Below are 25002 nucleotides of genomic sequence, written 5' to 3' on the forward strand. Positions count from 1 at the left end.
GAATGCGGCGGTCTTGAAAACCGTTAACTGTCACAGGTTCGGGGGTTCGAATCCCTCACTCTCCGCAGAAAAAGCCTTTCAGAAATGAAAGGCTTTTTGCATTTTAGCCCAATCCGTCCCCTTACTCTTCTTAAGAACTAACCTCAAGTTTATATCCTTTACCACGTATAACCGTAATTTTGATAGTCGGATCAAACTCCAATTTTTTTCTAAGTTTTGATATAAACATATCTAGACTGCGCCCGACAATAATCCCCTCATCTTCCCAAATCTCTTTTTGCAGCCGGGTTCGTGCTATCGTCTGGTTAGGTGACAAGGCGAAAATATGCAACAGACGAGTTTCCGTTCCGGTGAGATCAATCGTGTTGTCATGAATGACCATTTCTCGCTCCTGCGGATTAAACAAAACTGACCCAAAGGCTAAAACAGAGTTATTTCGATCGTACAACACAGCACTTCGCCTCCGATCCGTTTTCAAAAAAATGAATCCAGCAAATACTAAAAACCACAGAATAATCAAAAAAAGGCTACTCGCTGCCGTGTTTATTCCGGTAGGTTTAAATTTAATGTTAACCATGTAACATCCTTTAGGTTGCACTCTTCCTCTGCAAGCAATAATATCATCTTTTTTATTACTGGAAATAGCATATCCATAAGCTACGCTTGAGTTGCCACAATTCAGGACGTTAACAACGTAATCACTGGCAAGAGGATCATTGACCAACAGGCGCTGAATAGCACTCACCAGCGAGTCCGGTTTAAAGGTGATTTCATTCTCAAACCTGATCTGATATTCATTTTCTTGAATCTTTTCAATCGGAAGCACCCTTGATCTACTGTCACCCGACTGTGTAAGCAGTTCATCCCCTATCCGCCGAAGCAAAACTTCTCTCCTGGCGCTATCAAAATCGTTTGTACCAGTCTTATCAAAAGCGATAAAGGCCATTGCAATAAACAAGAGCATTATCCCGCCATACAAGTACTTCCGGTTCCCTGAGAAAATATTTCGGCTTTCAGACATACGATTTACAATTTATTTACAAAGATTACATCACTATTTACAGTCTAAATCCCACTATATAAGTATCATCAACGTATTTTTGTTACATCACGCTAAAAAGGATACGAGAAAAAAGTTTGAACGGATCTAATTTACTGTGATAAATCGAATCTTCATTAAACTTTTAAAAATATGAAAAAAATTATCTATGTATTGGTCTTACCGCTTGCCATAGGAAGCGGCTTGGCATTTGCCAATCGCGAAATCAAAAATGAAACTTTTAAAAAATCGGCTGCGAAATCACGCACTCGTTCTGAAATGACCGCCGAAAGGAATAAATGGGAAGCGACTCCTAATGGTATAAAGTTCAAAAAATGGCAAGAATCTCCCGAAGGCATAAAAGTACTTGACAACGCGGCGAAAATAAAAAATCAGATAAAGAATTCTGCCGACATAGCCGCAGTTGTAACTTCGCTTTATCTTCCACTAGGAGCACAGTTAGGTTTCGGTGTGATGGTTAGAATTAATCGTGAAGACTATATTCTCAGTTTTGGCCTGGAAAATTCCAATGAATTTCAACAATTGCGAAGCTTGAAAGTAAACGACAAAATAACGATAAGGGGTCGTGGTGTCATGTACGCGCCTAAGTATTCGTATCCAATAGTAGCGGGCGACTATGTACAAAGAGATAACAAAATAATTTATAAACGCATACCTAACCAAGGCGCTTGCTGAGTAACGTAACAACCACTCCACAAGAAAAGCCTTTCAGCATTGAAGGGCTTTTTTGCAAACACAACTATTTGTACAAAAATTAAAATCACAACGAAAGTAACCTTGTTACTCAAATTAAGTCACCAAACCAACTCGATAAATTTCGACAGCCTAGCAACCGACCTAAATTGGATGAAAGGAAAAATAACAAGCGAATTAAACAAATCTGATCAACAACGAACAAACCAAAACACCAGGTAAAAAAACTGATTACCAACAGTTAAGAAAAAAAACACAGAAAGTATCTAAAAAAAACTTCATTTTTTTTTTAAAAAACACTGTGGAATCCATTCTTTTCTGCCATCATTATAAGGAGTAACAACAACGTGTTAACCTAAAGATGACGATCATGGCAGAATTAAATCAAAAAACGCAAGAAACGGGAAAGAAAAAAATAAGAAGCAGGAAAATGGCCCCTAAAGTAGATTTAACAGCGATGGTAGACCTCGCATTTCTTCTCATTACATTTTTTATGTTGACCACAACATTAAATAAACCATCTGCAATGGATATCGCCATGCCAGACAAAACTAAATCAGCTATAGAAAGTTCGGTTCTTATTGATGAAAACCGCACGGCAACTCTTATCCTGGGCGAAGGAAAATTCATGTGGTATCATGGGGATTTCAAAAAACCGATCAGCTCTTCACAAATACCGGTAGATATCGACAAAGGGCTCTCGGCTGTTATTGCACAGTTAAAAGCTAAGATTAGCACCATGCCCAATACAAAGGACATGATTGTATTGATTAAACCTAGCAAAGAAGCGCGCACGAAAGATGTTATTCAAACGATAGACCATTTGAAGGACCAGCATATCTCACGTTACGTAATCAGTAAAACGCAAATCGAAGAAGAAAAGCAATTGCTCGCTGCACTCCAGTAACATTGATTTAAACGATATCTTGTCCATGCTTTGAGATAACCTATTGAATGAGCCTTTCATAGGTAAAATCAATTAGTGATCAAAAAATGCGGAAATGCTTACTATTTGATCAAATATACAATAACAAGTTTACCGAAAGATCGTATGATCCATCGATCTTTCGGTAGATTCCAGACGCGTAGCCTATATTATCTTTTATCCAGATTATTCCAATAACGTTCCACATTTTCTTTTACCTCAACCGGTAGGGATGCATAATTGTCCGAAAACGTTGTTTGGCTATAACCATCTGCTTCCTCTGCACGGAGACGGTAAAACTTATTCTTATAAAGAACTAGTCCAATACAGCTTAGCTGCTTTTGCAGGTCATCCTTTGGATGCCTTGAATAGATAAATAATGCATCCAATTTACCATCCCTATCCGCATCAAAAAATGCCTTTCGAGATTCCCAAACCGACGTAACAATCCCTTCTTCGGATATCAATTCATCAGCAACAAGCTGCCACATTCCATCGATCTGCTGAAATTGTTGTACATAAAGTTTGTCGGGATCAGCACCCCGTTCCTCTTTTGAAAAAACAATATAATTATCTTCTTTTGGAGTCTGAAGGCGTTCCACTTGTAACACACGCTTCCCCTTAAATGGAAAACCAGAAGACTGAAAATTTTCCTTATTGATCGAAATTGTTGTAACCTGTGCCTCAACAGCATAAAATCCCATCGATAATAGGATAAAAAGAACGTATTTTCCCATATGTTTTTCCCTTAGTATTGAGTCAATTTACTGACAATAAAAGAGAATTACAAAATTTCAACGAGACATCTTTACATCCAAGTGATGCGATTCTCTATAAATGTCACTACATTTAATCCAGATAAACATCATGAAAAAGTTTTTGATCCAGCTATAGGCCTTTATTCATGAGCATAGATCATACGCCGATGAAACAGGATATTCAGACACTCGATGACATTAAAGTATTAGTAGATCAATTCTATACGACGATACGTAAAGATACTTTGCTCGGACCTATTTTTAAAGAACGAATCCAAAACAATTGGGCTATACATCTTGAAAAGATGTATAGTTTCTGGCAGACTATCCTGCTGGATGAACATAGTTATTTCGGCAGCCCTTTTCCACCCCATATCAATTTACCCATTGATGCACAACACTTTGGTCAATGGCTCAATTTATTCGAAGCAACAGTAGATTGCTTATACATTGGACAAAAGGCCGAAGAGGCCAAATGGCGTGCGCAGAAAATGGCCCAAATGTTTCAGTTCAAACTGGAATACCTGCAGGCCAATCCCAACAAGAAACCCTTGATCTAAAGTTGGCCTACAAAGCCCACTTGATCACATTGATAAATAAAAATTAATCCATAAAAAAAGCCCTTGGAAACTATCCAGGGCTTTTTTAGTTGATGTGATTCAATTTATGCTTTTTCTTCTTTTAAGGAAGTAGATTCTTTTTTGGGTTCCTTTTCTTCGAAACCTGAGCGTAAAATTTCATCCCATAAGGAAGAACTTACTCCAAAGCCTTTTTCGGGATCAGAATAATGATGCAACATATGGTGCTGCTTGATGCGTTTGAAAATGCCGCTTTTAAAATTAGCATGGTGCATCGCATAATGACATTCGTCATAGATCAAATACCCCACCATAAAACCTGAGAAAAAGCAGGCCAGGATAAACTCATTCGAGAAAAACAATGTAAAACCAAGATACACCAAAAGAGCGAGTGGAATACTCGCTGACAATGGCATCACCAAACGCATACGGTCTCTTGGGTAATCATGATGCACACCATGGAAAATAAAAGCAATTCGCTTTCCCCATTCCGTTGTCGGGTGAAAATGAAATACCCAACGATGTAATGCATATTCAAAAGCAGTCCAGAAAGCTAAACCAAAAATAAAATACCCCATGTATGTTAAGAAGGAAACCTCTCCCCAAACTAGCGCTTTATACGAAAAGAACACAACCACGGGTACATAGAAAATCAAAGGTACACTCCAATGCACCTTCGTCAAAGACTCTAAAAAGTCATTCTTGAACATGCGCGTAGATTCCGTAGAATTTGAAACATAATTACGCTTTGCCATAATACTATTTTTATTATTCCCTTACAAAAATAGATATTTTAAGCACAAATGAAGAAGGTTTCTGATGAGAAAAACAAAATAACTGACCTTTTTAATAAAAAGGTTAAACGACGATCATTACCCCGGTTAAGTTAAACCCTTTTTATTCCATCTCCTACCCTAAATTTCACTCTTTTCGCTTCAATCACCTAAAATCTAAGCATCAGAAAATTGACAAATCCAAGACAGTTCAATTATTTAAAATTGACTGTTCCACCAGCCATTTTCTTTTCTACACGTTGTTCTGGTTTTCCATAAACATCAATGACGCCACCGCCACGTGTTTTGGTTTCGATGGAATCAGTAACATAAACATCCGCTTTACCACCACCATTGACGGTGACCACCGTGGTGTTCGTCTTAAAATCTTTTCCTTCATATTTACCGCCAAAATTCGAAATGATCTCCTGTTTGTTTGCCTTTCCATACAAAGCGATTGTAGCACCTGAGGTCACTTTTATTTCAGCTGTTTTTACCGCTGTATAGAGATCGACCAGACCACCTTCTGAAGCATATACTTTTAAGTGATCAGCAGCAACTGTATTATTTGTGGTCGCAAATACCTTGGCCCCTTTTTTTGCTTCCACATTGTTCAAACTCTTGTAATACACCTTCACAGAGATATTCCCCCCTTGCAGCATGTTCAACGTATTCATTTTCAAAACCAAGGATCCATTTGTGTTGACCACCTTAACATTCTCGTGATTCTGTCCTTCAAACGTCACCAAGGACTCGTCGGACTTAATCAACTCCACCTGAATCTTGTCTGTCGCTACAACCGAAGAAAAATCGCCAACATTTTGCTTCACCTGCCCAAACCCCATTTGGGCAATTAATAAAAGAATTACACTGACTCCTAAAAATTTCATATTTACTTGACTTTTTATTGTTGTTCGTCAAAAAATAAGCCAATTCCTACTAAGAACAATATTTTTAACCTATTTTGACATAAAAAAATGCCCCCATAAAGTGTTTAACTTTTTGGGGGCACTAAAGACGTTTTTATAATCTATTTTTTAGCTTATACTTATAGTTTGCTATTGACATCTACTGCATTCAAATCAGCGAACGCTTCTTTCAGACGAGCAACAAAAGTTTCTTCACCTTTACGTAACCAAACGCGTGGATCGTAATATTTTTTATTCGGAGAATCAGCTCCTTCAGGATTACCGATTTGACCTTGCAAATAATCGTGGTTTTTCGCTTCATAGGCTCTCACACCATCCCAAAACGCCCATTGCATATCGGTATCAATGTTCATTTTGATTGCACCGTATGAAATCGCTTCTGCAATTTCTTCAGGAGATGAACCAGAACCACCGTGGAATACAAAGTTTACTGGTTTTTCAGCAGTAAGATTATATTTCTCACGAATATATTCTTGTGAATTGTGTAATATAACTGGTTGCAACTTCACATTACCTGGTTTGTAAACACCATGAACGTTACCAAATGCAGCTGCCACTGTAAATTTGTCAGATACTTTAGACAGTTCTTCAAAAGCATAGGCAACCTCTTCCGGCTGAGTATACAGTTTTGAACTATCTACATCCGAGTTGTCAACACCATCTTCTTCACCACCTGTAACACCCAACTCGATCTCCACGGTCATACCAAGTGGTTTCATACGTGCTAAGTATTTAGCTGAAATTTCAATATTTTCTTCAATTGGCTCTTCCGATAAATCCAACATGTGAGAAGAGAACAATGGTTTTCCGTGTTGCGCAAAGAATTTCTCGCCAGCGTCCAACAAACCGTCGATCCAAGGTAAAAGTTTCTTAGCTGCGTGATCTGTATGCAGAATAACCGCTACACCATAATGCTCAGCTAATAAATGAACATGTTGTGCTGCAGATACCGCTCCCAATACACAAGCTTGTAAATTATCGTTGTTCAAGGTTTTACCAGCGTAGAATTGCGCTCCACCATTTGACAATTGAATAATTACAGGAGAATTTACTGCTTTCGCAGTTTCCATAACCGCATTGATAGAGTTTGTTCCGATAATGTTTACCGCAGGCAAAGCAAACTTATGTTTCTTCGCTACCTCAAACAACTCTTGTACTTGATCTCCTGTCAATACACCTTTAAAATCTTTTAGGCTCATATTTCTGTTATTGATTTATTTTAATCTTTCATTATACTTGAAGCTACTAAATTATTAAAAATTATTATTACTTCCTAATTTTTATAGTGTACTAAATACACTATCAATCCATAGGGAATATAGAATCTTAACAAATCATAAACCTCTGATTATTCCTTTGAATAGAATAGTCCACTTGTCCCTATTTTTCCCAATACCATGAACAACAGGATATCCGCAATTATCATTGGATCACAGATAAGGCATCTTGAATGTATTCAGAAATACGAATTATTTTAAATATTGTGTCGAGATTGATTAAATTTGGATTCACCAAATTGTCACTATTATGCTACAGGTATACGGTATCAAAAATTGTAACACAGTAAAAAAAGCACTTACATGGTTGGAAGACAACAATATCCCCTTTCAATTTCATGACTTCAAAAAAGAAGGTGTCAGTGAGGATAAATTAAAAGAATGGGAAACACAGGTAGACTGGCAGGCCTTAGTGAATAAAAAGGGAACTACATGGAAAAAACTATCTCCGGAAACTCAAGAACAAGTCGTAGACAGTAATAGCGCCAATAAGGTGCTTCAGGAAAACACGAGTATGATTAAACGTCCCGTTATTGAATACAATAAAGGCATATTACTTGGTTTTAATGAAACAGAGTACGTAACAAATTTAAAATAGTTCCAGAAAGCTCCCTGGAATGGAGGTCTTAAAAAGCCTCCAATTGTACCAAATACACCTTTAAAGTCCCCCTTTTTCCCTTAACTTTTAAGACGTCGTTTTCGTTTTTTTTGGCTCAATGTACTTTTCATTGTATATTGGAGCAAATAAACATAATTTAAGTAAACGTATGATGAAAAGAATTGCACTGGCTTCTTTAAGCCTTGTTGCGTTGAGCTATGCTTATCCGGCCTTTGCACAGGAGAAAACATCCAATTATAGCTATACTGAGGCCTTTGCACCCTTGTTTTTTAAAAATAATGGTAACGAATATCGTTCCGCAGCCGGAAAACCGGGCCCTGCCTACTGGCAAAATGCAGCCGATTATAAAATTCAGGCTTCCCTGAATGATCAAAATGATCAAATTACAGGAGCTGTTGAGATTACTTATAGTAACAATAGTCCGGACAATATGAACTATCTGTGGTTGCAGTTAGATCAAAATATGTTTTCACAACATGGCCGTGGTCAATTGATCTCCCCCTTGACCGACAGCCGTTACGGTGATGGCAACTCCACTTTTGATGGTGGATATCAGATACAATCGGTTACGGACGTAAACGGAAATACGATCGAACATATTATTGACGATACCCGCATGCAGCTTCGACTTCCGACGGCATTAAAGAGCAAGGGCGGAAAAATAACTTTTAAGATTAAATACCAATACACCGTTCCTAAATATGGAGCTGATCGTACCGGTATACTTGATACAAAAAACGGAAAAATCTATGCCATTGCACAATGGTTCCCAAGACTGTGTGTCTATGACGACATTAGAGGTTGGAATACGCTTCCTTATACAGGACCAGGAGAGTTCTATCGTGAATTCGGAAATTACCAGGTTGAGATCACTACTCCAGCAAACCACATGGTTGTCTTGGGTGGCGAATTGTTAAACCCACAGGAAGTATTTACAGCTGAGCAACTCAAACGATACCAACAGGCACAACGTAGCGATGAAACCGTAATCATCCGCTCCGCCGAAGAAGTTACCGCAAAAAACTCCAGACCTGACAAGAAAACCTTAACCTGGAAATATCAACTTAATAATGCGCAAGACATTGCCTGGGCCTCCTCTACGGCATTTATAGTAGATGGTGCGAAGATCAATCTGCCCAGCGGAAAAAAATCCCTTGCTTTGTCAGCCTATCCAATTGAAAGTAACAGTAACAATGCCTGGGAACGCTCGACAGAATATACAAAAGCCGCAATTGAAATCTATTCAAAAAGCTGGTTTGAATATCCTTACCCTGTAGCTGTGAATGTAGCTTCCAATGTTGGTGGAATGGAATACCCAGCCTTGTCGTTCTGTGGCAATCGGGCCAAAGCAGGTTCACTTTGGGGGGTTACTAACCACGAGTTTGGTCACAATTGGTTCCCAATGATTGTCGCATCCAACGAACGTGAACATGGCTGGATGGATGAAGGGTTCAATACATTTATTAACGAACTCGCTACAAAGGAATTCAATAATGGTGAATATTACCGTAATCAGGCGAGCAGATCCTACATCTTTACTGCCCGTAATCTTGAACCGATCATGAGTACTCCGCAAAACATGAAAGAACGTAATATTGGTGCTTTGGTCTACTATAAGCCAGCTTATGGACTGAAATTATTGCGAAACGAAATCATCGGTCCTGAGCGCTTCGATTACGCTTTTAAAAAATATATCCAAGAATGGGCTTACAAACACCCTACTCCAGAGGATTTCTTCAAAGCCATTGAAAACGGTGCTGGAGAAAACCTAAACTGGTTCTGGCGCGGGTGGTTTGTCAACAACTGGCAAATGGACCAAGGTATAAAATCAGTATCCTATGTCAACAACGAGCCAAAATTTGGCGCACTTGTCACCGTGGAAAATCTCGAAAAATTACCGATGCCAGTTATTATTGAAGCGACAACCGTATCGGGCAAGAAGATCCGAAAAAAACTACCGGTGGAAATCTGGGAAAGAAACGATGTATGGCAATTTAAAATACCGACCACAGAATCATTGCAATCCGTACAGTTAGATCCAGACATGGTTATGCCAGACAAGAATCCAGACAATAATTCGTGGAAAGCAAATTAGCAAATTTTCAAAATCTATTCGTTATTTTTGGCTAGAGAACAATCATGAACGTACGGCGTAAACAAAACAGCAAATATCCTGTTCATTCATAGATTGAAAATACATAACTATATTTATTCGCATGAAAATCTTACAAACGATTCTAAGCTGCTTACTTATTACGCTAATGAGTGGACATCTTGTTGCACAGGAAAAAACCAAGGGGATTATTATGGAACTTGTCAGCGGTGAGAAAATCGAGGCTGCACAGATCCAAAATTTAAGAACCAAGGTTGAAGTACAGACCAATAGAGATGGCTCCTTTGCTATTGACGCCAATATAAACGACCTCTTGTTGATCAAGGCCGTCGGATACGAACAGGATACAGTCTTCATTTATGATACAAGCTTACGCAGAATCTATTTGAACAGAATGAATAATGTTATCGAACTGAGTGAAGTTGTCGTCGAACGGATGACAGACAGCAGACTTGCTGCTGAAATCCAGCGCGAGAAGACTTTAGGAAAGTATTCTGACGCCAGTCAAAATCGCGGTGGAGTACGGATTTCTCCAAGCCGCATATTTAGCAAAGAGGGAAAACAAGCCCGTTCAAACTATAAACTTCTGGTCGATGAACTCGAAAAAAGAGCAGTTGATCGAAAATTCACAGAAAACCTGATCAAAGAATTGACTCCGCTCAATGGTTCGGATCTAGCCCTGTTTAAGGAACGATTTAGACCATCTTATAAATTTATCCAAAACAGTAGCCAAGAGACGCTGAAGGTCTATATCATGGATAGTTATAAAAAATTTAACGAGAAAAAATAAAAAACATACACTTTTATCACGTGATTGTCAGAAGGTTTTAAACTGTAATAATTTTTATTTCAGTTTAAAACCTTTTCTGTTACTTTGTGTTATAATTTAGAAAAATCAGCATAGGATGTTACACAACTTGAGGTTCGCAACAGCATTACACATTATGGTTCTGGCACAGTTAGAGGAGGCAAATCAATGGCTTTCTTCTGAATATATTGCGTCAAGCATTCAGGTCAATGCAAGTGTGGTTCGCAAAGAAATTGCATCTCTTAAAACAGCATCTTTACTCACGAGTAAAGAAGGTAAGGGCGGCGGTATTCGCATAAATCCCGAGAATCCAACGATTACCTTGGCTGATATTTATATCAGCACCAAGCAAAGCGATTTCGGCGGGAAATTTAACAATCCCAATCCGGCCTGTGTTGTTGGCAAAAATATCAACTCCAAACTCCAGGATCTGTATCAGGAAGTCGACACTGATATTGTACAGCGTTTGGAAAAGATAACCCTAGCTGATTTTAGCAAAACATTTAATTAAAGGAAACATGAAAGTAGCAGTAATTGGATCCACAGGATACGTAGGATCTCATCTCGTAAAAGAATTGGTAGACCGCAACTATGACGTCGTTGCGATCGCCCGCCACACCGAAAATATTCCATCGAGTGAAAAAGTAACCAAACTCCAAGTAGATATCAATGATAATAATCAATTGGTTTCTGCTCTAAAAGGTGTTGATGTTGTTGTTTCGGCTTTCAATGCCGGATGGACCAACCCTAATCTTTATGAAGATTTTACAAAAGGTGCATTGGCAATCCAACAGGCTGTTAAGGATGCCGGTATCAATCGTTTCATTGTTATTGGTGGTGCAGGAAGTTTATTGATTGATGGAAATAGACTGGTCGATTCACCGGATTTTCCAAAAGAAATTAAACCTGGGGCTTTAGCTGCAGCAGATTACCTGAAAACCATCCAAAAAGAAGATCAACTTACCTGGACCATGTTTAGTCCTGCTATAGAAATGAATTCCCATGCTGGTGGAACCCGTACAGGAAAATACCGTACAGGCCTTGATGCTCCTGTATTTGACCAGGAAGGTCGATCTAGGTTATCAGTAGAGGATCTTGCTGTAGCAATAGCAGACGAAATTGAGAACAAACAATTCCTCAATAAACGCTTTACAGCAGCATATTAGTACCCAAACAAGCATTTGATTCAGATTTTATTACAAAAGGGAGGAGCAATCTTCCCTTTTTTCATTGAGATCATTTATATTTGACATTAATTAAACAATTAAAAAGCTAAATAATCGTAAAGAATTAATCCTATGCTATTTAAAAAATCGATTCCTCAACTCATTGCTGAAGCAAATGAAAATGGTGAACACACGCTAAAGAGGACACTGTCCAGCTCGGGCCTTATCGCCCTCGGTGTTGGGGCCATCATTGGGGCAGGACTTTTCTCCCTAACAGGAATTGCCGCTGCTGAAAATGCAGGGCCAGCTGTTATCCTATCTTTCATTATCGCAGCAGTAGGCTGTGGGTTCGCAGGTCTTTGTTATGCCGAATTTGCCTCTATGATTCCTGTTGCAGGAAGTGCTTACACGTATTCCTATGCCACAATGGGTGAATTTGTCGCCTGGATTATCGGCTGGGATCTCGTCCTCGAATATGCACTAGCAGGAGCTACAGTAGCCGTCAGCTGGTCCCAATATTTCAACCAGCTCCTGATGATATTCCATATCCAACTCCCCGATACCCTACTCAAAGGCCCTTGGGAAGGTGGCGTGGTTAACTTACCTGCGATCATTATTGTTTGTTTACTCTCGCTATTGCTGATGCGTGGCACACAGGAATCATCCCGTGTAAACAATATTTTGGTAATTCTAAAAGTCGGCGTCGTATTGATTTTTATCGCCTTGGGTTGGAGTTTTATCAATCCTGCAAACCACGATCCATTTATTCCTGTAAATGCAGGTGAAGAGCTTGTAAAAAGTGGGCAACAAAGCTTCTGGTCATTTCTAAAGAGTGATGACTTTGGCCACTTTGGCATCAGCGGTGTATTGCGTGCTGCAGGCGTTGTATTTTTTGCATTCATCGGTTTTGACGCGGTGAGTACAGCTGCCCAAGAAGCAAAAAATCCAAAAAAAGGTATGCCTATAGGTATCATCGGTTCATTAATAATCTGTACACTTTTGTATGTTTTATTCTCCTACGTAATGACCGGAATCGAACATTACACGATGTTTAAGGGGGACGCTAAGCCAGTTGCGACAGCTTTTGCCAGAACAGGCTACCATTTCTTAAATACAGCGTTGATTATTACGATTATTGCAGGATACACTTCAGTTATTCTCGTGATGTTACTTGGTCAGAGCCGCGTATTTTATTCGATGAGTAAGGATGGTTTGCTTCCAAAGATATTCTCAGACTTATCCAAAAGACAGACTCCTTGGAAAACAAACGCTATTTTCATGGTATTCGTCAGTATATTCGCAGGTTTCGTTCCAGTTTCAGACCTTGGCCATATGGTAAGTATCGGTACCTTATTTGCCTTCACCCTCGTATGTGTAGGTATTTTAGTACTACGTAAAACAGACCCCAATTTGGAGCGCCCATTTAAAACACCACTGGTTCCTTTCGTTCCGATCATGGGAATCTTGGTCTGTATTTTAATGATGGCTTCATTGCCAATAGAAAGCTGGGAGCGTTTGGCCGTCTGGCTTGGTATAGGCTTATTGATTTATTTTGTATACGGCAAAAAACATAGTGTCATTAGAAAACAACATCAGAACCAACAATAAGCTGGTTAAACATAAAAAAGGCTTCTTTATAGAGAAGCCTTTTTTATGTTTAAGAAATCGAATAGCGCATTCCCTCTATAACGCGCTCAGTTTAAAATAGCCATTCGCAATGGTATCTTCTTCCAAACCGGTCTTTGGGGTAATTTGAATACTATACTGCTCTTTATCATGAGGTAATAGCAAATCTTCGATCTCATAAATATCATCAACATCCAAACCATACTTATCATCGATGTGTGCCGAACTGTGGTGCTTCCAAAAAACAGTTCGTTTTGCCTTTTCAGTAGCCTTGGCCAAACTCGATGCAACAATAAGCTCTTTGTAATGGAACTCATCAAATTCATTCGGTTTGTATCCCCCTAAATTAACAAAAAACAATTTCACTTCCGAATCAACAGCCTGTCCATTCCCCCTTTCAGTAACCTTAATTTCATATTCCCCGATCTTATGGACAATACGGTAGGCATCAATATGGATTTTACCATCAGCCTCAGGCCAAAAATCTTTAATGGGATCAACAAAATCCTTGAGCTCATTCCCAATGCCAAAGAAAATGTCATGCTGTTCTGTCCGTCTATTTTTCGGCTTACAACCGATCAAAATCATAAATAACTTCATAGTCAAAAACCAGTCTTTCAATGTCCATACTAGAATATCCAGTTTATTTTTCAGCGATGTTTATGCGTACGAATCATGGATATTTCATAACTTAAGCCCTATATAAAATAAAAATAACTATTATCCACCACATTTAACATACATTATAACTTCACAATGCACAAAATATTCCTATCATTTACGTTACTATTCTTATCATTACTGTCCTTTGGACAAAAAGCCGCTACCGATAAAAAACTCAAATCACAGATAAAACAGCTCATTCAGGGTTTTCAAGGCGATGTTGGCATTTATGTACACCATCTTAAAAAAAATAAAGAAGTCAACATTCAGGGCGACAGCATTTTCCCTACAGCAAGCATTGTCAAAATCCCCATTTTAGTCGGTATCTTTGATAAAATTGAAAAAGGTGAACTACAACTTGATCAGCAACTACTCTACCGTTCGAGTCAACGCTATGGTGGCTCAGGACTTATGCAGTTCTTTAAGGATAGTACACAAGTTGACCTGAAAACCTTGGTCGCACTTATGCTATCGTATAGTGATAATGTAACCAGCATTTGGAATCAAAAGCTAGCAGGAGGAGGTATCGCAATCAATCAATTAATGAGTAGCCTTCAACTGCCCCATACACGTGTCAACTCGCAGACAGAGGGGCGGAAACCGGATTGGGAAAAATATGGTTGGGGCCAGACTACACCAAAAGAAATGGCCGACTTGGTCACACTAATCCGACAAGGCAAAGTTGTGTCCTCAAAATCTTCCGATCAGATGTATCGTTTTATGGGCAACATGTTCTATGACGAGAGAGGGCTATCGCAAATCCCTTCCACTATCAAAACAGCCTCAAAAACAGGCTCTTTAGATGACGTACGCAATGAGGTCATTTTGGTCAATGCGCCGAAAGGAGATTACGTTTTCAGTATTTTCACCAAGAACAACACGGACAAAAGCTGGGGTAAAACAAATGAAGCAGAGGCACTTACCCGTAAGCTCTCCAAATTGTTATGGGATTATTACCAATAAGCGTATTGAAGTCAATATGATAACGATATGATATAAAAAAGGTGGGCACTCAAAAAAGTGCCCACCTTCCCTATCTTTAAAATGAAATACGTCGACTAATTCTTTAACGCTTCACCTACATTTTTTGCTTTCCGGCTAATATCGTCACCTACTTTTTTGGAAGCATCTTTTACATCTTTAGCGGCCTCTTTCGTTCCAGTCGCAACATCATTTGCAACTTTCTTCGTACCGTCAGCGACATCTTTTGCAGCATCCTTTGTTTTATCAACAGCCGTGTTCGTTGCATCCACTGTCGCATCTTTTGCATCTTTCAATCCCTCTTTTACATCCTCACCGGCATTACGTAGCGCAGCCTTGGTTTTTTCCCAGGCAGTATTAGCTTCTTCAGAAGCAGCGCGAGCTTTTTCTTCAGCTGCTTTATCACCTTTTGCGATAGCTTCATCCAGATCCTTTTTTGCTTGTTCTGCTTTCAAACGCGCATTTTCTTCCGCATTTTTCAAATCTGCGATCGCCGCATCTACATGCTCACCGACGGTTTGTGCCGAATCTGTCGCTGTAGTGTCTTTTTTCTCCGAATTGTTGCAAGAAGACATCACCAATGCTCCTGCTACGACTGCTAAAAGTGCAATTTTTTTCATTATAAATTGATTTATGAGTGTAGTTTTCAACGGCTCATCAGAGCGCGCTTCCATCAATTTACAACTTCTATGCCAAATAGACAAAATTATTGCTTTGGATAGATCGTTCCTTTCGCAGCTTCGAGCGTATTTTTCAATAAACCAACAATCGTCATCAAACCTACGCCTCCTGGAACAGGTGTAATCCACGAGGCCTTAGGAGCAACATTTTCAAAATCAACATCCCCATATAACTTAAAACCAGATTTCGTTGCTGTAGAAGTTTCTCTATTGATACCCACATCGATCACTACTGCACCGTCTTTAACCATGTCGGCCGTAACAAAATTTTTCTTACCAATTGCTGCAACAACGATGTCGCCTCTCAGAACCTCCGTTTTAAGATCTTTTGTACGACTATGTGTTAATGTCACTGTACAATTACCTGGATTGGAATTACGTGCCAGTAAGATACTCATTGGCGATCCTACGATATTGCTTCTTCCAACCACAACGGCGTGCTTGCCTGCAGTATCGATCTTATAATATTCCAACATCAGCATAATACCATATGGTGTTGCTGGAATAAAACAAGGAAGATTACGTTGCATGCGCCCGAGGTTGATTGGGTGGAAACCATCCACATCTTTGCGGTAATCAATTGCTTCGGTAACTTTATCCGGATCAATATGTTTTGGTAAAGGCAGCTGAACAATCAAACCGTCAATAGACTCATCCTGATTGATTTCTTTGACCTTAGCGATCAATTCATCCTCGGTAATGTTTTCATCATAACGAATGTTTGTTGATTCAAAACCGACCAGTTGACAGTTGCGCATTTTGCTGGCCACATAGGTTTCGCTACCACCATCATTCCCCACAAGGATAGCAACCAGATGAGGTTTGCGGCCAGTCTGTGTCGTAAATTCAGCCGCATCTAACGCAATTTGCTCTTTAATTTTTTCGGAAACTAGTTTACCATCTAATAGATTCATGTTTAGGAGATTTTATTGTATTTAAAAGGAGCCCAAGAGCTCCTTTATTATAGTGTTATTTTGATTAATCTAATTTCAATACCGCCATAAATGCAGATTGCGGAATCTCTACGTTCCCAACCTGACGCATGCGTTTCTTACCTTTCTTCTGTTTCTCCAAAAGCTTACGCTTCCGGGAGATGTCACCACCATAACATTTTGCCGTAACATCTTTACGTAAAGCGGAGATCGTCTCACGTGCGATGATCTTTGCGCCGATTGACGCTTGGATACGAATTTCAAATTGTTGACGTGGTAACAGTTCTTTTAGTTTTTCACAGATCTTTTTACCAAAATCATAGGCATTACTTCTGTGAATTAACGACGACAGGGCATCTACAGGTTCATCGTTCAATCGGATATCCAATTTGACCAAGTCTGACTTGCGATAACCAATCTGGTGGTAATCAAATGAAGCATAACCTTTAGAGATTGTTTTCAACTTATCATAAAAGTCAAATACAATTTCTCCCATTGGCATTTCAAAAACCAATTCAACACGATCTGACGTCAAATAATGCTGATTCATGATCGTACCACGTTTCTGGATACAAAGAGACATAATTGGTCCTACGAAATCCGATTTCGTAATAATATTAGCTTTGATATAGGGCTCTTCGATTGAATCCAATTTACTTGGATCTGGTAGATCTGAAGGATTATGTACGATCACTTCCTCTTTATCTTTGGTCATATAGGCCTTATAAGATACGTTGGGAACTGTCGTGATAACCGTCATATCAAACTCGCGCTCGAGGCGCTCCTGAATAATCTCCATGTGAAGCATACCCAAGAACCCACAACGGAAGCCGAAACCCAGGGCTGCTGACGACTCTGGTTCAAACACCAAAGAAGCATCGTTCAGCTGCAAACGGTGCATAGATTCACGCAACTCCTCGTAATCTTCCGTATCTACAGGATAAATACCCGCAAAGACCATCGGTTTCACCTCTTCAAACCCTTGGATAGCCTCAGAACAAGGACGATCTTTATGCGTAATGGTATCCCCCACTTTCACTTCACGTGCCTCCTTAATTCCAGAGATAATATAACCAACATCACCGGTCTTAATGACTTCTTTGGGTACTTGATTCAACTTCAGCGTCCCAATTTCATCGGCAAAATATTCTTTCCCAGTGGCAACAAATTTCACGCGGTCGCCTTTACGGATTTCACCATTTTCAACTTTAAAATAAGCCATGATACCACGGAATGAGTTGAAAACAGAGTCAAAAATCAAGGCTTGCAAAGGTCCGTCAGGATCACCCACCGGATGTGGAATACGGTCTACAATAGCTTCCAAAATATCCGGAACCCCAAGACCTGTTTTACCGGATGCAGGAATAATCGCATCACGGTCACCACCGATCAAATCCACAATCTGATCTTTGACTTCTTCTGGCATAGCACCTGGAAGATCCATTTTGTTGAGGATCGGGATAATTTCCAAATCATGTTCCAACGCCAGATATAAATTTGAAATCGTTTGGGCCTGAATACCTTGAGATGCATCAACGATCAATAAAGCGCCCTCGCAGGCAGCAATTGAACGCGACACCTCATAAGAAAAATCCACGTGTCCCGGGGTATCGATTAGGTTCAAGATATATTCCTGACCATCTCTTTTATAATTCATTTGGATGGCGTGACTCTTGATCGTAATACCACGTTCACGTTCCAAATCCATATTATCAAGTAATTGTGCCTGTGCCTCACGCTGACTGATGGTATTGGTATACTCTAAAAGGCGGTCTGCCAAAGTACTTTTGCCATGGTCAATATGCGCAATAATACAGAAATTACGAATGTGCTTCATATAGGATTTTTAAACTCTTTTGCTAAAAGGCAAAGATACCTTTTTTTATATATATTTATATAACCTAGCTTTTTTTTAGTTTACTATACATGAAGAAATCAGACGATACCGTATGCCTGTTAATTAGGAGAAAGAAACAGTATTCCCTATTCGGCAATAGCATATAAAAAATGTTTTTGATTCCGCGTAACATTTTCCGTATCCCAAGAAATTCTTACCCGAAATTGCTCCGTACGAATTGGGCAATTGTCAACCTGGCAATACTGGCAGCACTGTGGAAGACAAGGATCCGCATGAACAAAAAATTCGGTTCGTACCGACATCTCCTTATTGACAATCTTATCCACAGCAGAAATTTCATCGTGCACCTGGGTAAGGTCAAGGTAACGGGGAAGTGTAAGGTGGCAATCTACATGGAGTTCGTTCCCATAGCGCTGTACACGAAGATTATGGACATCAATCCATTCATCTTTCCGATTGCGCTCCAAGATTTCAACAACATCCTGCACAAGTGCTGTATCCGATTCATCCATCAATCCACCGATCGATTGGCGAAGTAGCTTATAACCATTGAAGAGAATAAAAAGCCCCAATACAATGGAGATGACTACATCGATCCACAGGAAACCGGTCAGTTTCATCAACAATAACCCCAGTATCAATCCGACCGTACTATAGGCATCGACCTGCAGATGTTTTCCATCTGCCACCAAGGTAATGGAGCCCAATGCACGCCCGCGCTTCATGATATAGAATCCGACAGCAAAATTTAGCACAGATGTAATACCAATCAGATAAATCCCTTGTTCGAGGTGTGTTAACGCTGCAGGAAAGAAAAGATTGTAACAAGCCTTGGCTAAGATAATGGCTCCAGCGATGAAAATAAGTCCACCTTCCAAAAACACCGAAAAGAACTCCACTTTACCATGCCCGTAAGGATGATTCTCATCCTTAGGCTGTGCCGAAAGATAAATACTATAAAATGCAAAACCCGAAGCAATCACATTAACAATACTCTCTGCCGCATCTGTAAAGATTGCACTGGAGTCCGTTAAGAAGTAGGCAAAAAACTTCACGATCATCAGACCTATTCCCGTAAAAAGCGATAATAAAACCAATCTTCTTTGTCTTGACATGATGCTTATCTTCTATATGAAACCGTTTATGAGCAAATGATGAAATGAGGACTAGCCAACATTTTTGTGAGCGCAAAGGTAAAGATATAACGACAAATCAGAACGATTAGTTTTGAACATCCAACGTCGGGGATCAATTAAATAACTGTGCTAAATCGCTTCAATAGCCCTTTTGTTAAAAAAGCCCAATAAAAGAGCTACTTTTCTTTGTAAATTCTCAAAAATAAAGAAGATTATTTGCAACGTATGTAATATCTTTGTCTTACCATGAGCACATCATCATACTTATCAGACAGGATAAATAATTTGTCCGAATCGGCTACACTTAAAATGACCAAGTTGGGCCGCGAATTAGCAGCAAAAGGCGTTAATGTAATTAGCCTTAGCGTAGGTGAACCTGATTTCAACACCCCTGAGCATGTAAAGGATGCAGCGAAGAAAGCCCTAGATGAAAACTGGACGCGTTATTCGCCGGTACCGGGATACCCTGAATTGCGCCAGGCAATTGTAAACAAGTTGAAGACAGAAAACAATTTAGATTATGATATCTCTCAAATTGTTGTTTCTACAGGTGCAAAACAATCCCTGTCTAATGTAATTTTGACTTTGATCAACCCCGGTGATGAGGTAATTATCCCAACACCTTATTGGGTATCATACTCCGAAATGGTCGTTTTAGCAGAAGGAAAATCGGTATTTATCAATACAGAGATCGACAATAACTTTAAGATTACACCAGCACAATTGGAAGCGGCAATTACACCAAAAACCAAATTGTTCATGTTCTCTTCGCCAAACAACCCTACTGGAACAGTTTACAGCAAAGATGAATTGGCTGCATTAGCTGAAGTTTTCGAAAAACATCCGCAGGTATTTATCCTATCCGATGAGATCTACGAACATATCAACTTTGTAGACAAACACGAATCCATCGCACAATTTGAAAGCATCAAAGATAGAGTGATCATCATCAATGGTTTTTCAAAAGCATTTGCAATGACGGGATGGCGTTTAGGTTATATCGCTGCTAACAAAACCATTGCCGCCGCAAATGATAAATTACAAGGACAGACAACCTCAGGTACCTGTTCAATTTCTCAACGTGCGGGTATCGTCGCTTATGAACAAGGATTAGAATCTGTCAACAAAATGAAAGAAGCTTTCGCTCGTCGTCGCCAATTGGTATACGATCTATTGAGTGAAATCCCAGGTGTAAGAACAAATCTACCAGAGGGTGCATTCTATTTCTTCCCTGAAATCTCTTCGTTCTTTGGTAAAAAAGACCAAGATGGTAATGTCATTAAAAACTCATCTGATTTGGCATTGTACTTATTGAATGTTGGTCACGTAGCCACTGTAGGTGGAGATTCATTCGGTAACGACAACTACATCCGTTTGTCCTATGCAGCTTCAGATGAAAGTTTGATCGAAGCTTTAAAAAGAATCAAGGAAGCATTAGGAAAACTAGCCTAGTCGCTTATCCCAATATAAAAAAAGAGCTCATAGGAGCTCTTTTTTTATGCAGTGCCAATTCCCCATACGTTTTCGACACAGCTTAAACGCCGATTCGGTCAAATATCATCTCAGCTCCATAATTTAAGTAGATGCTATCGCTTGAAATAAATATTTATTACATTTACTCCTATGAGTATTTTAACAGAGAAATTTAAAACGCAGCACGACACGGCTCCGTTTTCACAGATAAAAAACGAAGATTATATTCCCGCATTTGATGAAGCTATTCAGCAGACAAAAGATGAAGTCGATGCAATCGTCAACAATCCCGAAACGGCAACGTTCGACAATACGATCGCTGCGATGTCTTACTCAGGACAAACACTAGACCGCTTGTCCAATATCTTTTTCAATCTTCATTCCGCTGAAACCAACGCCGATCTTGAAAAAATCGCACAGGATGTAGCCCCAAAATTATCTGCTTTAGGAAATGATATCACCTTAAATTTCGATCTTTTCAAACGAGTTAAGGCTGTATACGATCAGAAAGATCAACTGACATTGACGGCAGAACAAACGACTCTATTGGAAAAATCCTATAAGGATTTTGTACGCAACGGAGCTCTTTTGAATGATGAACAAAAAGGAAAACTCCGCGAAATAGATGCCGAGCTATCGCTTTTAAAATTGAAATTCGGCGAGAACGTCCTCGCCGAAACCAATGCCTACCAGCTGTTGGTAACAGACGAAAAAGATCTTGCCGGACTTCCAGAGGGTGCCATAGAAGCTGCACATGCTCTGGCTAAAGCCAACGAAAAAGAAGGCTGGCTTTTTACCCTGGATTTTCCAAGCTACCTTCCTTTTGTCACGTATGCCAACAATCGGGAACTTCGCAAAGAAATTACCCTCGCGGCAGGCCGCAAAGGATTTCAAGATAACGAGCACAACAACGTGGACAATGTCCTTAAAATTGTAAAACTTCGCTTCGAACGGGCCAAATTATTAGGCTACGCTACCCATGCCGACTTTGTCCTTGCCGAACGTATGGCACAAGACCCAGGCAAAGTCAAGGAATTTCTAAACGACCTACTGGGAAAAGCGAAACCAGCAGCAGTAAAAGAATTTGCAGAATTATCCCAATTTGCAAAAAACTTACATGGCATAGACCAACTGGAAAAATGGGATGGCGCCTATTATGCCGAAAAGCTGAAACAAGAACGCTTTAATCTGGACGATGAAAAGCTCAAACCTTATTTCAAACTCGAAAATGTCTTACAAGGCGCTTTTGAAGTAGCGCATCGTTTGTTTGGCATCAACTTCAAAGAAGTCGATACAATAGATACCTACCACGAAGAAGTACAAACATTTGAAGTCAGTAAAGACAATGGTGAATTAGTGGCTATCTTCTATGCCGATTTCTTCCCGCGTAAGGGCAAGAGAAATGGGGCATGGATGACCTCTTTCAAACCACAGTACATTCAAGATGGTAAACAAGAACGTCCTCATGTCTCTATTGTCTGCAATTTTACGCGTCCTACAGCGTCAAAACCTTCGCTGTTGACCTTTCAGGAAGTGACAACATTATTTCACGAATTCGGACACGCCCTACATGGTATGCTCGCTGACAGCACTTATCCTACACTATCCGGAACATCTGTGTATTGGGATTTTGTCGAGTTACCGAGTCAGGTGATGGAAAACTGGTGCTATGAAAAAGAAGCCCTTGAGCTATTTGCCAAACACTATGAAACTGGCGAAGTGATTCCGATGGAACTTGTCGAAAAGATCCGCGTAAGCGCGTCCTTTCTTGAGGGGATGGCGACTATGCGCCAATTGAGCTTTGGGCTATTGGATATGGGCTGGCATGGACAGGATCCAACTTCGATCTCGGATCTGAAAGCATTCGAAGACGAACAGTTTGCCTCAACAAAACTCTATCCCGATGTCAAGGAAAATGCCATGAGTACGGCCTTCTCCCATATTTTCAATGGCGGTTATTCTTCAGGCTATTACAGCTATAAATGGGCCGAAGTCCTGGATGCCGATGCATTTGACTACTTTAAACAAAACGGTATTTTCAATAAGGAAATCGCGACTAAATTCAAGGATAATATCCTTTCAAAAGGTGGAACCGAACATCCAATGGTGCTATACAAACGCTTCCGCGGACAGGAGCCTTCGGTAGAACCCCTATTGAAAAGAGCTGGATTGATCAAATTATAAAAAAGCTGGATGTAAAATCCAGCTTTTTTATTGGAAACATAGGTATACCAAGAACTTCCTTGCCTATCAAAGTCCCTGTGAAAATACCGAGCATTCAGCCGATCAAATAACTTTTATTTCGCACTGTATAATTGCAAGCAACATTAATATTGCACGAATTCCATAGGTTTTATACTGGCCATACCTGATCCTAAGTAATTTTATAAAAGCGTCATTTGTTTTCCATTCAAAACCAGGGCATTAAACAAGAATCGTGTATATCTTGCCCATTTAGCAAAAAAATAGTACCTTTGTAGGACATAATTGGGGTTGACCGGAATTGACAGGATGGAGACGGTTATGTAAGCATGTAGTGCGTTGTTAGTAGAGCACTTTAATCTGAACTTTCAGAATTATAACTGGCGAAGAAAACTACGCCTTAGCTGCTTAAGTTAGACTTAACATAGCTATTTGTCCCGTTAGATCCTGTTCTTTGGTTTAACATTCGGGGCATCGAACAATAGAACTGGCAAGTGTGATGTTGCTAAGCACTTGTGAGAAACAGCAACTACGGCGTACGGTATAGGTAGGCGACTCACCTTCCCTCGCTCGACAATTAAAGAGAAGCTAAACATGTAGAAAGCGTATACAGTACCATGACTGGACGAGAGTTCGAATCTCTCCAGCTCCACAAACAACAAAGCCGAACTTAAAGTTCGGCTTTGTTGTTTATTGCATAATACCTTTGTAGACTGCATCCCGTAAGACACCACCTGTTGTATCTCCTGCATACTCCCAATACATCGCACCGAGCAGCCCCGTCGTGTGTACGTAATCGCATTTAAGTGCAATCGACTCTGGCGTTTCATAGGTCAACACAAACTCCCCTTTATCGTTGACAAGATAATGTGCTTTCGCTTCATCGTCCCATTTCTGCTCAAAGCCCTGCAAGGCAAGCAGATCTTTATAATCTATAAAACCTTTGACATCAGTTTTATTGCCCCGACCATAGAATGGAATTCCCAGCACCAATTTTTCCACAGGCATACCGCCTTCGACATGCGCCTTTACAGCCTCCACACAGGTTGTACCACCCGACATAGCGGAACGATGCAAACTCGCATGATGGTACGGCGGGTGCCCCGAATCATAAGTCATGATATTCACAAAATCCACATCCTTCTCAATCTTGTCAAAAGCAATATACTTACCGCTCGCCACAGAAGCTAAAGTCAACAGTCTCTTCTTACCGATAGCCTTGCGAATATCGTGCATGAGCAAGGTGAAATTTTCCGTATCGGCTAAAGAAGACGAAATTCCCGCAGAAGAATTCGTTGGATATTCCCAGTCGATGTCAATACCATCAAGATTAAACTCCTTTACGACACGTAAACAGTCTTTGGCAAACTTCTGTCGATTCATTTCATCAGCTGCCATTTCACTAAATCGGCCACTTCCCCAACCACCGATAGACAACAATACCTTTAGATGTGGATGTGCTTTCTTAAGATCCGTAATAGCTTTCAATCTAGATTCATTATCTATACGCAGGCCATCAAAGCTATCGCTGACATGTGCAAAGGCATAATTGATATGCGTCAGATAGGTCGGATCAGGCATCACTTTAGACCAGGAGGTGACATAGGCGATAACAACTTTTTTGTTTTTTGCTCGTGCACGACTTACACTAGGGTACAATAGTAAGGTCAATAATAGAACAGTGAAGGCCCGACAAAGTATTGATTTCAATTTAGATTCCATAATAGCTTTTTATTTTGTTTCAAGATGATA

Annotated in this window: 23 protein-coding genes and 1 other RNA gene; 13 read left to right on the top strand and 11 right to left on the bottom strand. The window is 39.9% G+C overall.

Annotated elements, in window-relative coordinates:
• Positions 1–130: 130 nt before the first annotated feature.
• Positions 131–1021: a winged helix-turn-helix domain-containing protein gene (locus BGP15_RS14750; protein ID WP_286769954.1), complete on the bottom strand. Its 891-nt coding sequence runs from the start codon at positions 1019–1021 to the stop codon at positions 131–133.
• 171 nt (positions 1022–1192) lie between these two features.
• Between BGP15_RS14750 and BGP15_RS14755 the strand changes: the two genes are divergently transcribed.
• Both BGP15_RS14755 and BGP15_RS14760 read left to right on the top strand, forming a co-directional pair.
• Entirely contained in the window at positions 1193–1735 is a 543-nt protein-coding gene (locus BGP15_RS14755) for a hypothetical protein (protein WP_286769955.1), read from the top strand.
• A gap of 388 nt (positions 1736–2123) precedes the next feature.
• Positions 2124–2660, top strand: a complete 537-nt coding sequence (locus tag BGP15_RS14760) for an ExbD/TolR family protein (protein ID WP_286769956.1) — start codon at positions 2124–2126, stop codon at positions 2658–2660.
• Between the two features lie 188 nt (positions 2661–2848).
• Here the strand turns inward: BGP15_RS14760 and BGP15_RS14765 are convergent, their stop codons facing one another.
• Positions 2849–3415, bottom strand: a complete 567-nt coding sequence (locus BGP15_RS14765; protein WP_286769957.1) for a hypothetical protein — start codon at positions 3413–3415, stop codon at positions 2849–2851.
• Between the two features lie 167 nt (positions 3416–3582).
• Here BGP15_RS14765 and BGP15_RS14770 point away from each other — a divergent pair, with 167 nt between their 5' ends.
• On the top strand, positions 3583–3996 hold the full coding sequence (locus BGP15_RS14770) for a group III truncated hemoglobin (protein WP_286769958.1): 414 nt from the start codon (positions 3583–3585) through the stop codon (positions 3994–3996).
• A gap of 104 nt (positions 3997–4100) precedes the next feature.
• On the opposite strand, the gene BGP15_RS14775 is transcribed toward BGP15_RS14770, so the two are convergent.
• The 3 genes from BGP15_RS14775 to fbaA form a co-directional block, all read right to left on the bottom strand.
• Complete coding sequence (locus tag BGP15_RS14775) at positions 4101–4769, bottom strand: sterol desaturase family protein (RefSeq protein ID WP_236585996.1); 669 nt, start codon at positions 4767–4769, stop codon at positions 4101–4103.
• Positions 4770–5002: 233 nt separating this feature from the next.
• Complete coding sequence (locus BGP15_RS14780; RefSeq protein ID WP_286753175.1) at positions 5003–5677, bottom strand: head GIN domain-containing protein; 675 nt, start codon at positions 5675–5677, stop codon at positions 5003–5005.
• Positions 5678–5835: 158 nt separating this feature from the next.
• Positions 5836–6915, bottom strand: coding sequence for a class II fructose-bisphosphate aldolase (fbaA, locus tag BGP15_RS14785; RefSeq protein ID WP_046672381.1), 1080 nt, complete (start codon positions 6913–6915; stop codon positions 5836–5838).
• Between the two features lie 328 nt (positions 6916–7243).
• Between fbaA and BGP15_RS14790 the strand changes: the two genes are divergently transcribed.
• The 6 genes from BGP15_RS14790 to BGP15_RS14815 all read left to right on the top strand — a co-directional run bounded on the left by BGP15_RS14790 (position 7244) and on the right by BGP15_RS14815 (position 13307).
• Positions 7244–7591, top strand: coding sequence for an ArsC family reductase (locus tag BGP15_RS14790; RefSeq protein WP_070566141.1), 348 nt, complete (start codon positions 7244–7246; stop codon positions 7589–7591).
• Positions 7592–7760: 169 nt separating this feature from the next.
• On the top strand, positions 7761–9707 hold the full coding sequence (locus BGP15_RS14795; protein ID WP_239468752.1) for a M1 family metallopeptidase: 1947 nt from the start codon (positions 7761–7763) through the stop codon (positions 9705–9707).
• Between the two features lie 121 nt (positions 9708–9828).
• Positions 9829–10515 (top strand): peptidase associated/transthyretin-like domain-containing protein, encoded by a 687-nt coding sequence (locus tag BGP15_RS14800; RefSeq protein WP_053003519.1) that lies wholly within the window; start codon positions 9829–9831, stop codon positions 10513–10515.
• A 115-nt stretch (positions 10516–10630) separates the two neighbouring features.
• On the top strand, positions 10631–11044 hold the full coding sequence (locus BGP15_RS14805) for an RrF2 family transcriptional regulator (protein ID WP_112375580.1): 414 nt from the start codon (positions 10631–10633) through the stop codon (positions 11042–11044).
• Between the two features lie 7 nt (positions 11045–11051).
• Positions 11052–11699 carry an NAD(P)-dependent oxidoreductase gene (locus tag BGP15_RS14810; protein ID WP_046672386.1) on the top strand — a complete coding sequence of 216 codons (648 nt, stop codon included), beginning with the start codon at positions 11052–11054 and terminating at the stop codon, positions 11697–11699.
• 132 nt (positions 11700–11831) lie between these two features.
• Positions 11832–13307, top strand: a complete 1476-nt coding sequence (locus BGP15_RS14815; protein WP_046672387.1) for an amino acid permease — start codon at positions 11832–11834, stop codon at positions 13305–13307.
• 75 nt (positions 13308–13382) lie between these two features.
• Here BGP15_RS14815 and BGP15_RS14820 read toward each other — a convergent pair whose 3' ends face one another.
• Positions 13383–13925, bottom strand: coding sequence for a DUF1543 domain-containing protein (locus BGP15_RS14820; protein ID WP_286769959.1), 543 nt, complete (start codon positions 13923–13925; stop codon positions 13383–13385).
• Between the two features lie 156 nt (positions 13926–14081).
• Here BGP15_RS14820 and BGP15_RS14825 point away from each other — a divergent pair, with 156 nt between their 5' ends.
• Positions 14082–14951, top strand: a complete 870-nt coding sequence (locus tag BGP15_RS14825; RefSeq protein WP_286769960.1) for a serine hydrolase — start codon at positions 14082–14084, stop codon at positions 14949–14951.
• A gap of 95 nt (positions 14952–15046) precedes the next feature.
• Here the strand turns inward: BGP15_RS14825 and BGP15_RS14830 are convergent, their stop codons facing one another.
• The 4 genes from BGP15_RS14830 to BGP15_RS14845 form a co-directional block, all read right to left on the bottom strand.
• Positions 15047–15589: a hypothetical protein gene (locus BGP15_RS14830; RefSeq protein WP_070566155.1), complete on the bottom strand. Its 543-nt coding sequence runs from the start codon at positions 15587–15589 to the stop codon at positions 15047–15049.
• A gap of 86 nt (positions 15590–15675) precedes the next feature.
• Positions 15676–16563 (bottom strand): bifunctional 5,10-methylenetetrahydrofolate dehydrogenase/5,10-methenyltetrahydrofolate cyclohydrolase, encoded by an 888-nt coding sequence (locus BGP15_RS14835; RefSeq protein WP_046672391.1) that lies wholly within the window; start codon positions 16561–16563, stop codon positions 15676–15678.
• Between the two features lie 64 nt (positions 16564–16627).
• The gene (lepA, locus tag BGP15_RS14840) at positions 16628–18418 is read right to left on the bottom strand and encodes a translation elongation factor 4 (RefSeq protein ID WP_046672392.1); all 1791 of its coding nucleotides are present in this window, start codon (positions 18416–18418) and stop codon (positions 16628–16630) included.
• Positions 18419–18564: 146 nt separating this feature from the next.
• Positions 18565–19554, bottom strand: coding sequence for a cation diffusion facilitator family transporter (locus tag BGP15_RS14845; RefSeq protein WP_286769961.1), 990 nt, complete (start codon positions 19552–19554; stop codon positions 18565–18567).
• 267 nt (positions 19555–19821) lie between these two features.
• Between BGP15_RS14845 and BGP15_RS14850 the strand changes: the two genes are divergently transcribed.
• From BGP15_RS14850 to ssrA, 3 genes are all read left to right on the top strand, one after another.
• On the top strand, positions 19822–21027 hold the full coding sequence (locus tag BGP15_RS14850; protein WP_236560274.1) for a pyridoxal phosphate-dependent aminotransferase: 1206 nt from the start codon (positions 19822–19824) through the stop codon (positions 21025–21027).
• A gap of 171 nt (positions 21028–21198) precedes the next feature.
• Complete coding sequence (locus BGP15_RS14855; protein WP_286769962.1) at positions 21199–23232, top strand: M3 family metallopeptidase; 2034 nt, start codon at positions 21199–21201, stop codon at positions 23230–23232.
• Between the two features lie 305 nt (positions 23233–23537).
• Positions 23538–23905, top strand: a transfer-messenger RNA (tmRNA) gene (gene ssrA / locus BGP15_RS14860).
• Positions 23906–23940: 35 nt separating this feature from the next.
• Here the strand turns inward: ssrA and BGP15_RS14865 are convergent.
• Positions 23941–24972: a glycoside hydrolase family 18 protein gene (locus tag BGP15_RS14865; RefSeq protein ID WP_286769963.1), complete on the bottom strand. Its 1032-nt coding sequence runs from the start codon at positions 24970–24972 to the stop codon at positions 23941–23943.
• Positions 24973–25002 lie beyond the last annotated feature (30 nt).

It is taken from the genome of Sphingobacterium sp. 40-24 (assembly GCF_001899705.1).
In the GTDB taxonomy this organism is placed as follows: domain Bacteria; phylum Bacteroidota; class Bacteroidia; order Sphingobacteriales; family Sphingobacteriaceae; genus Sphingobacterium; species Sphingobacterium multivorum.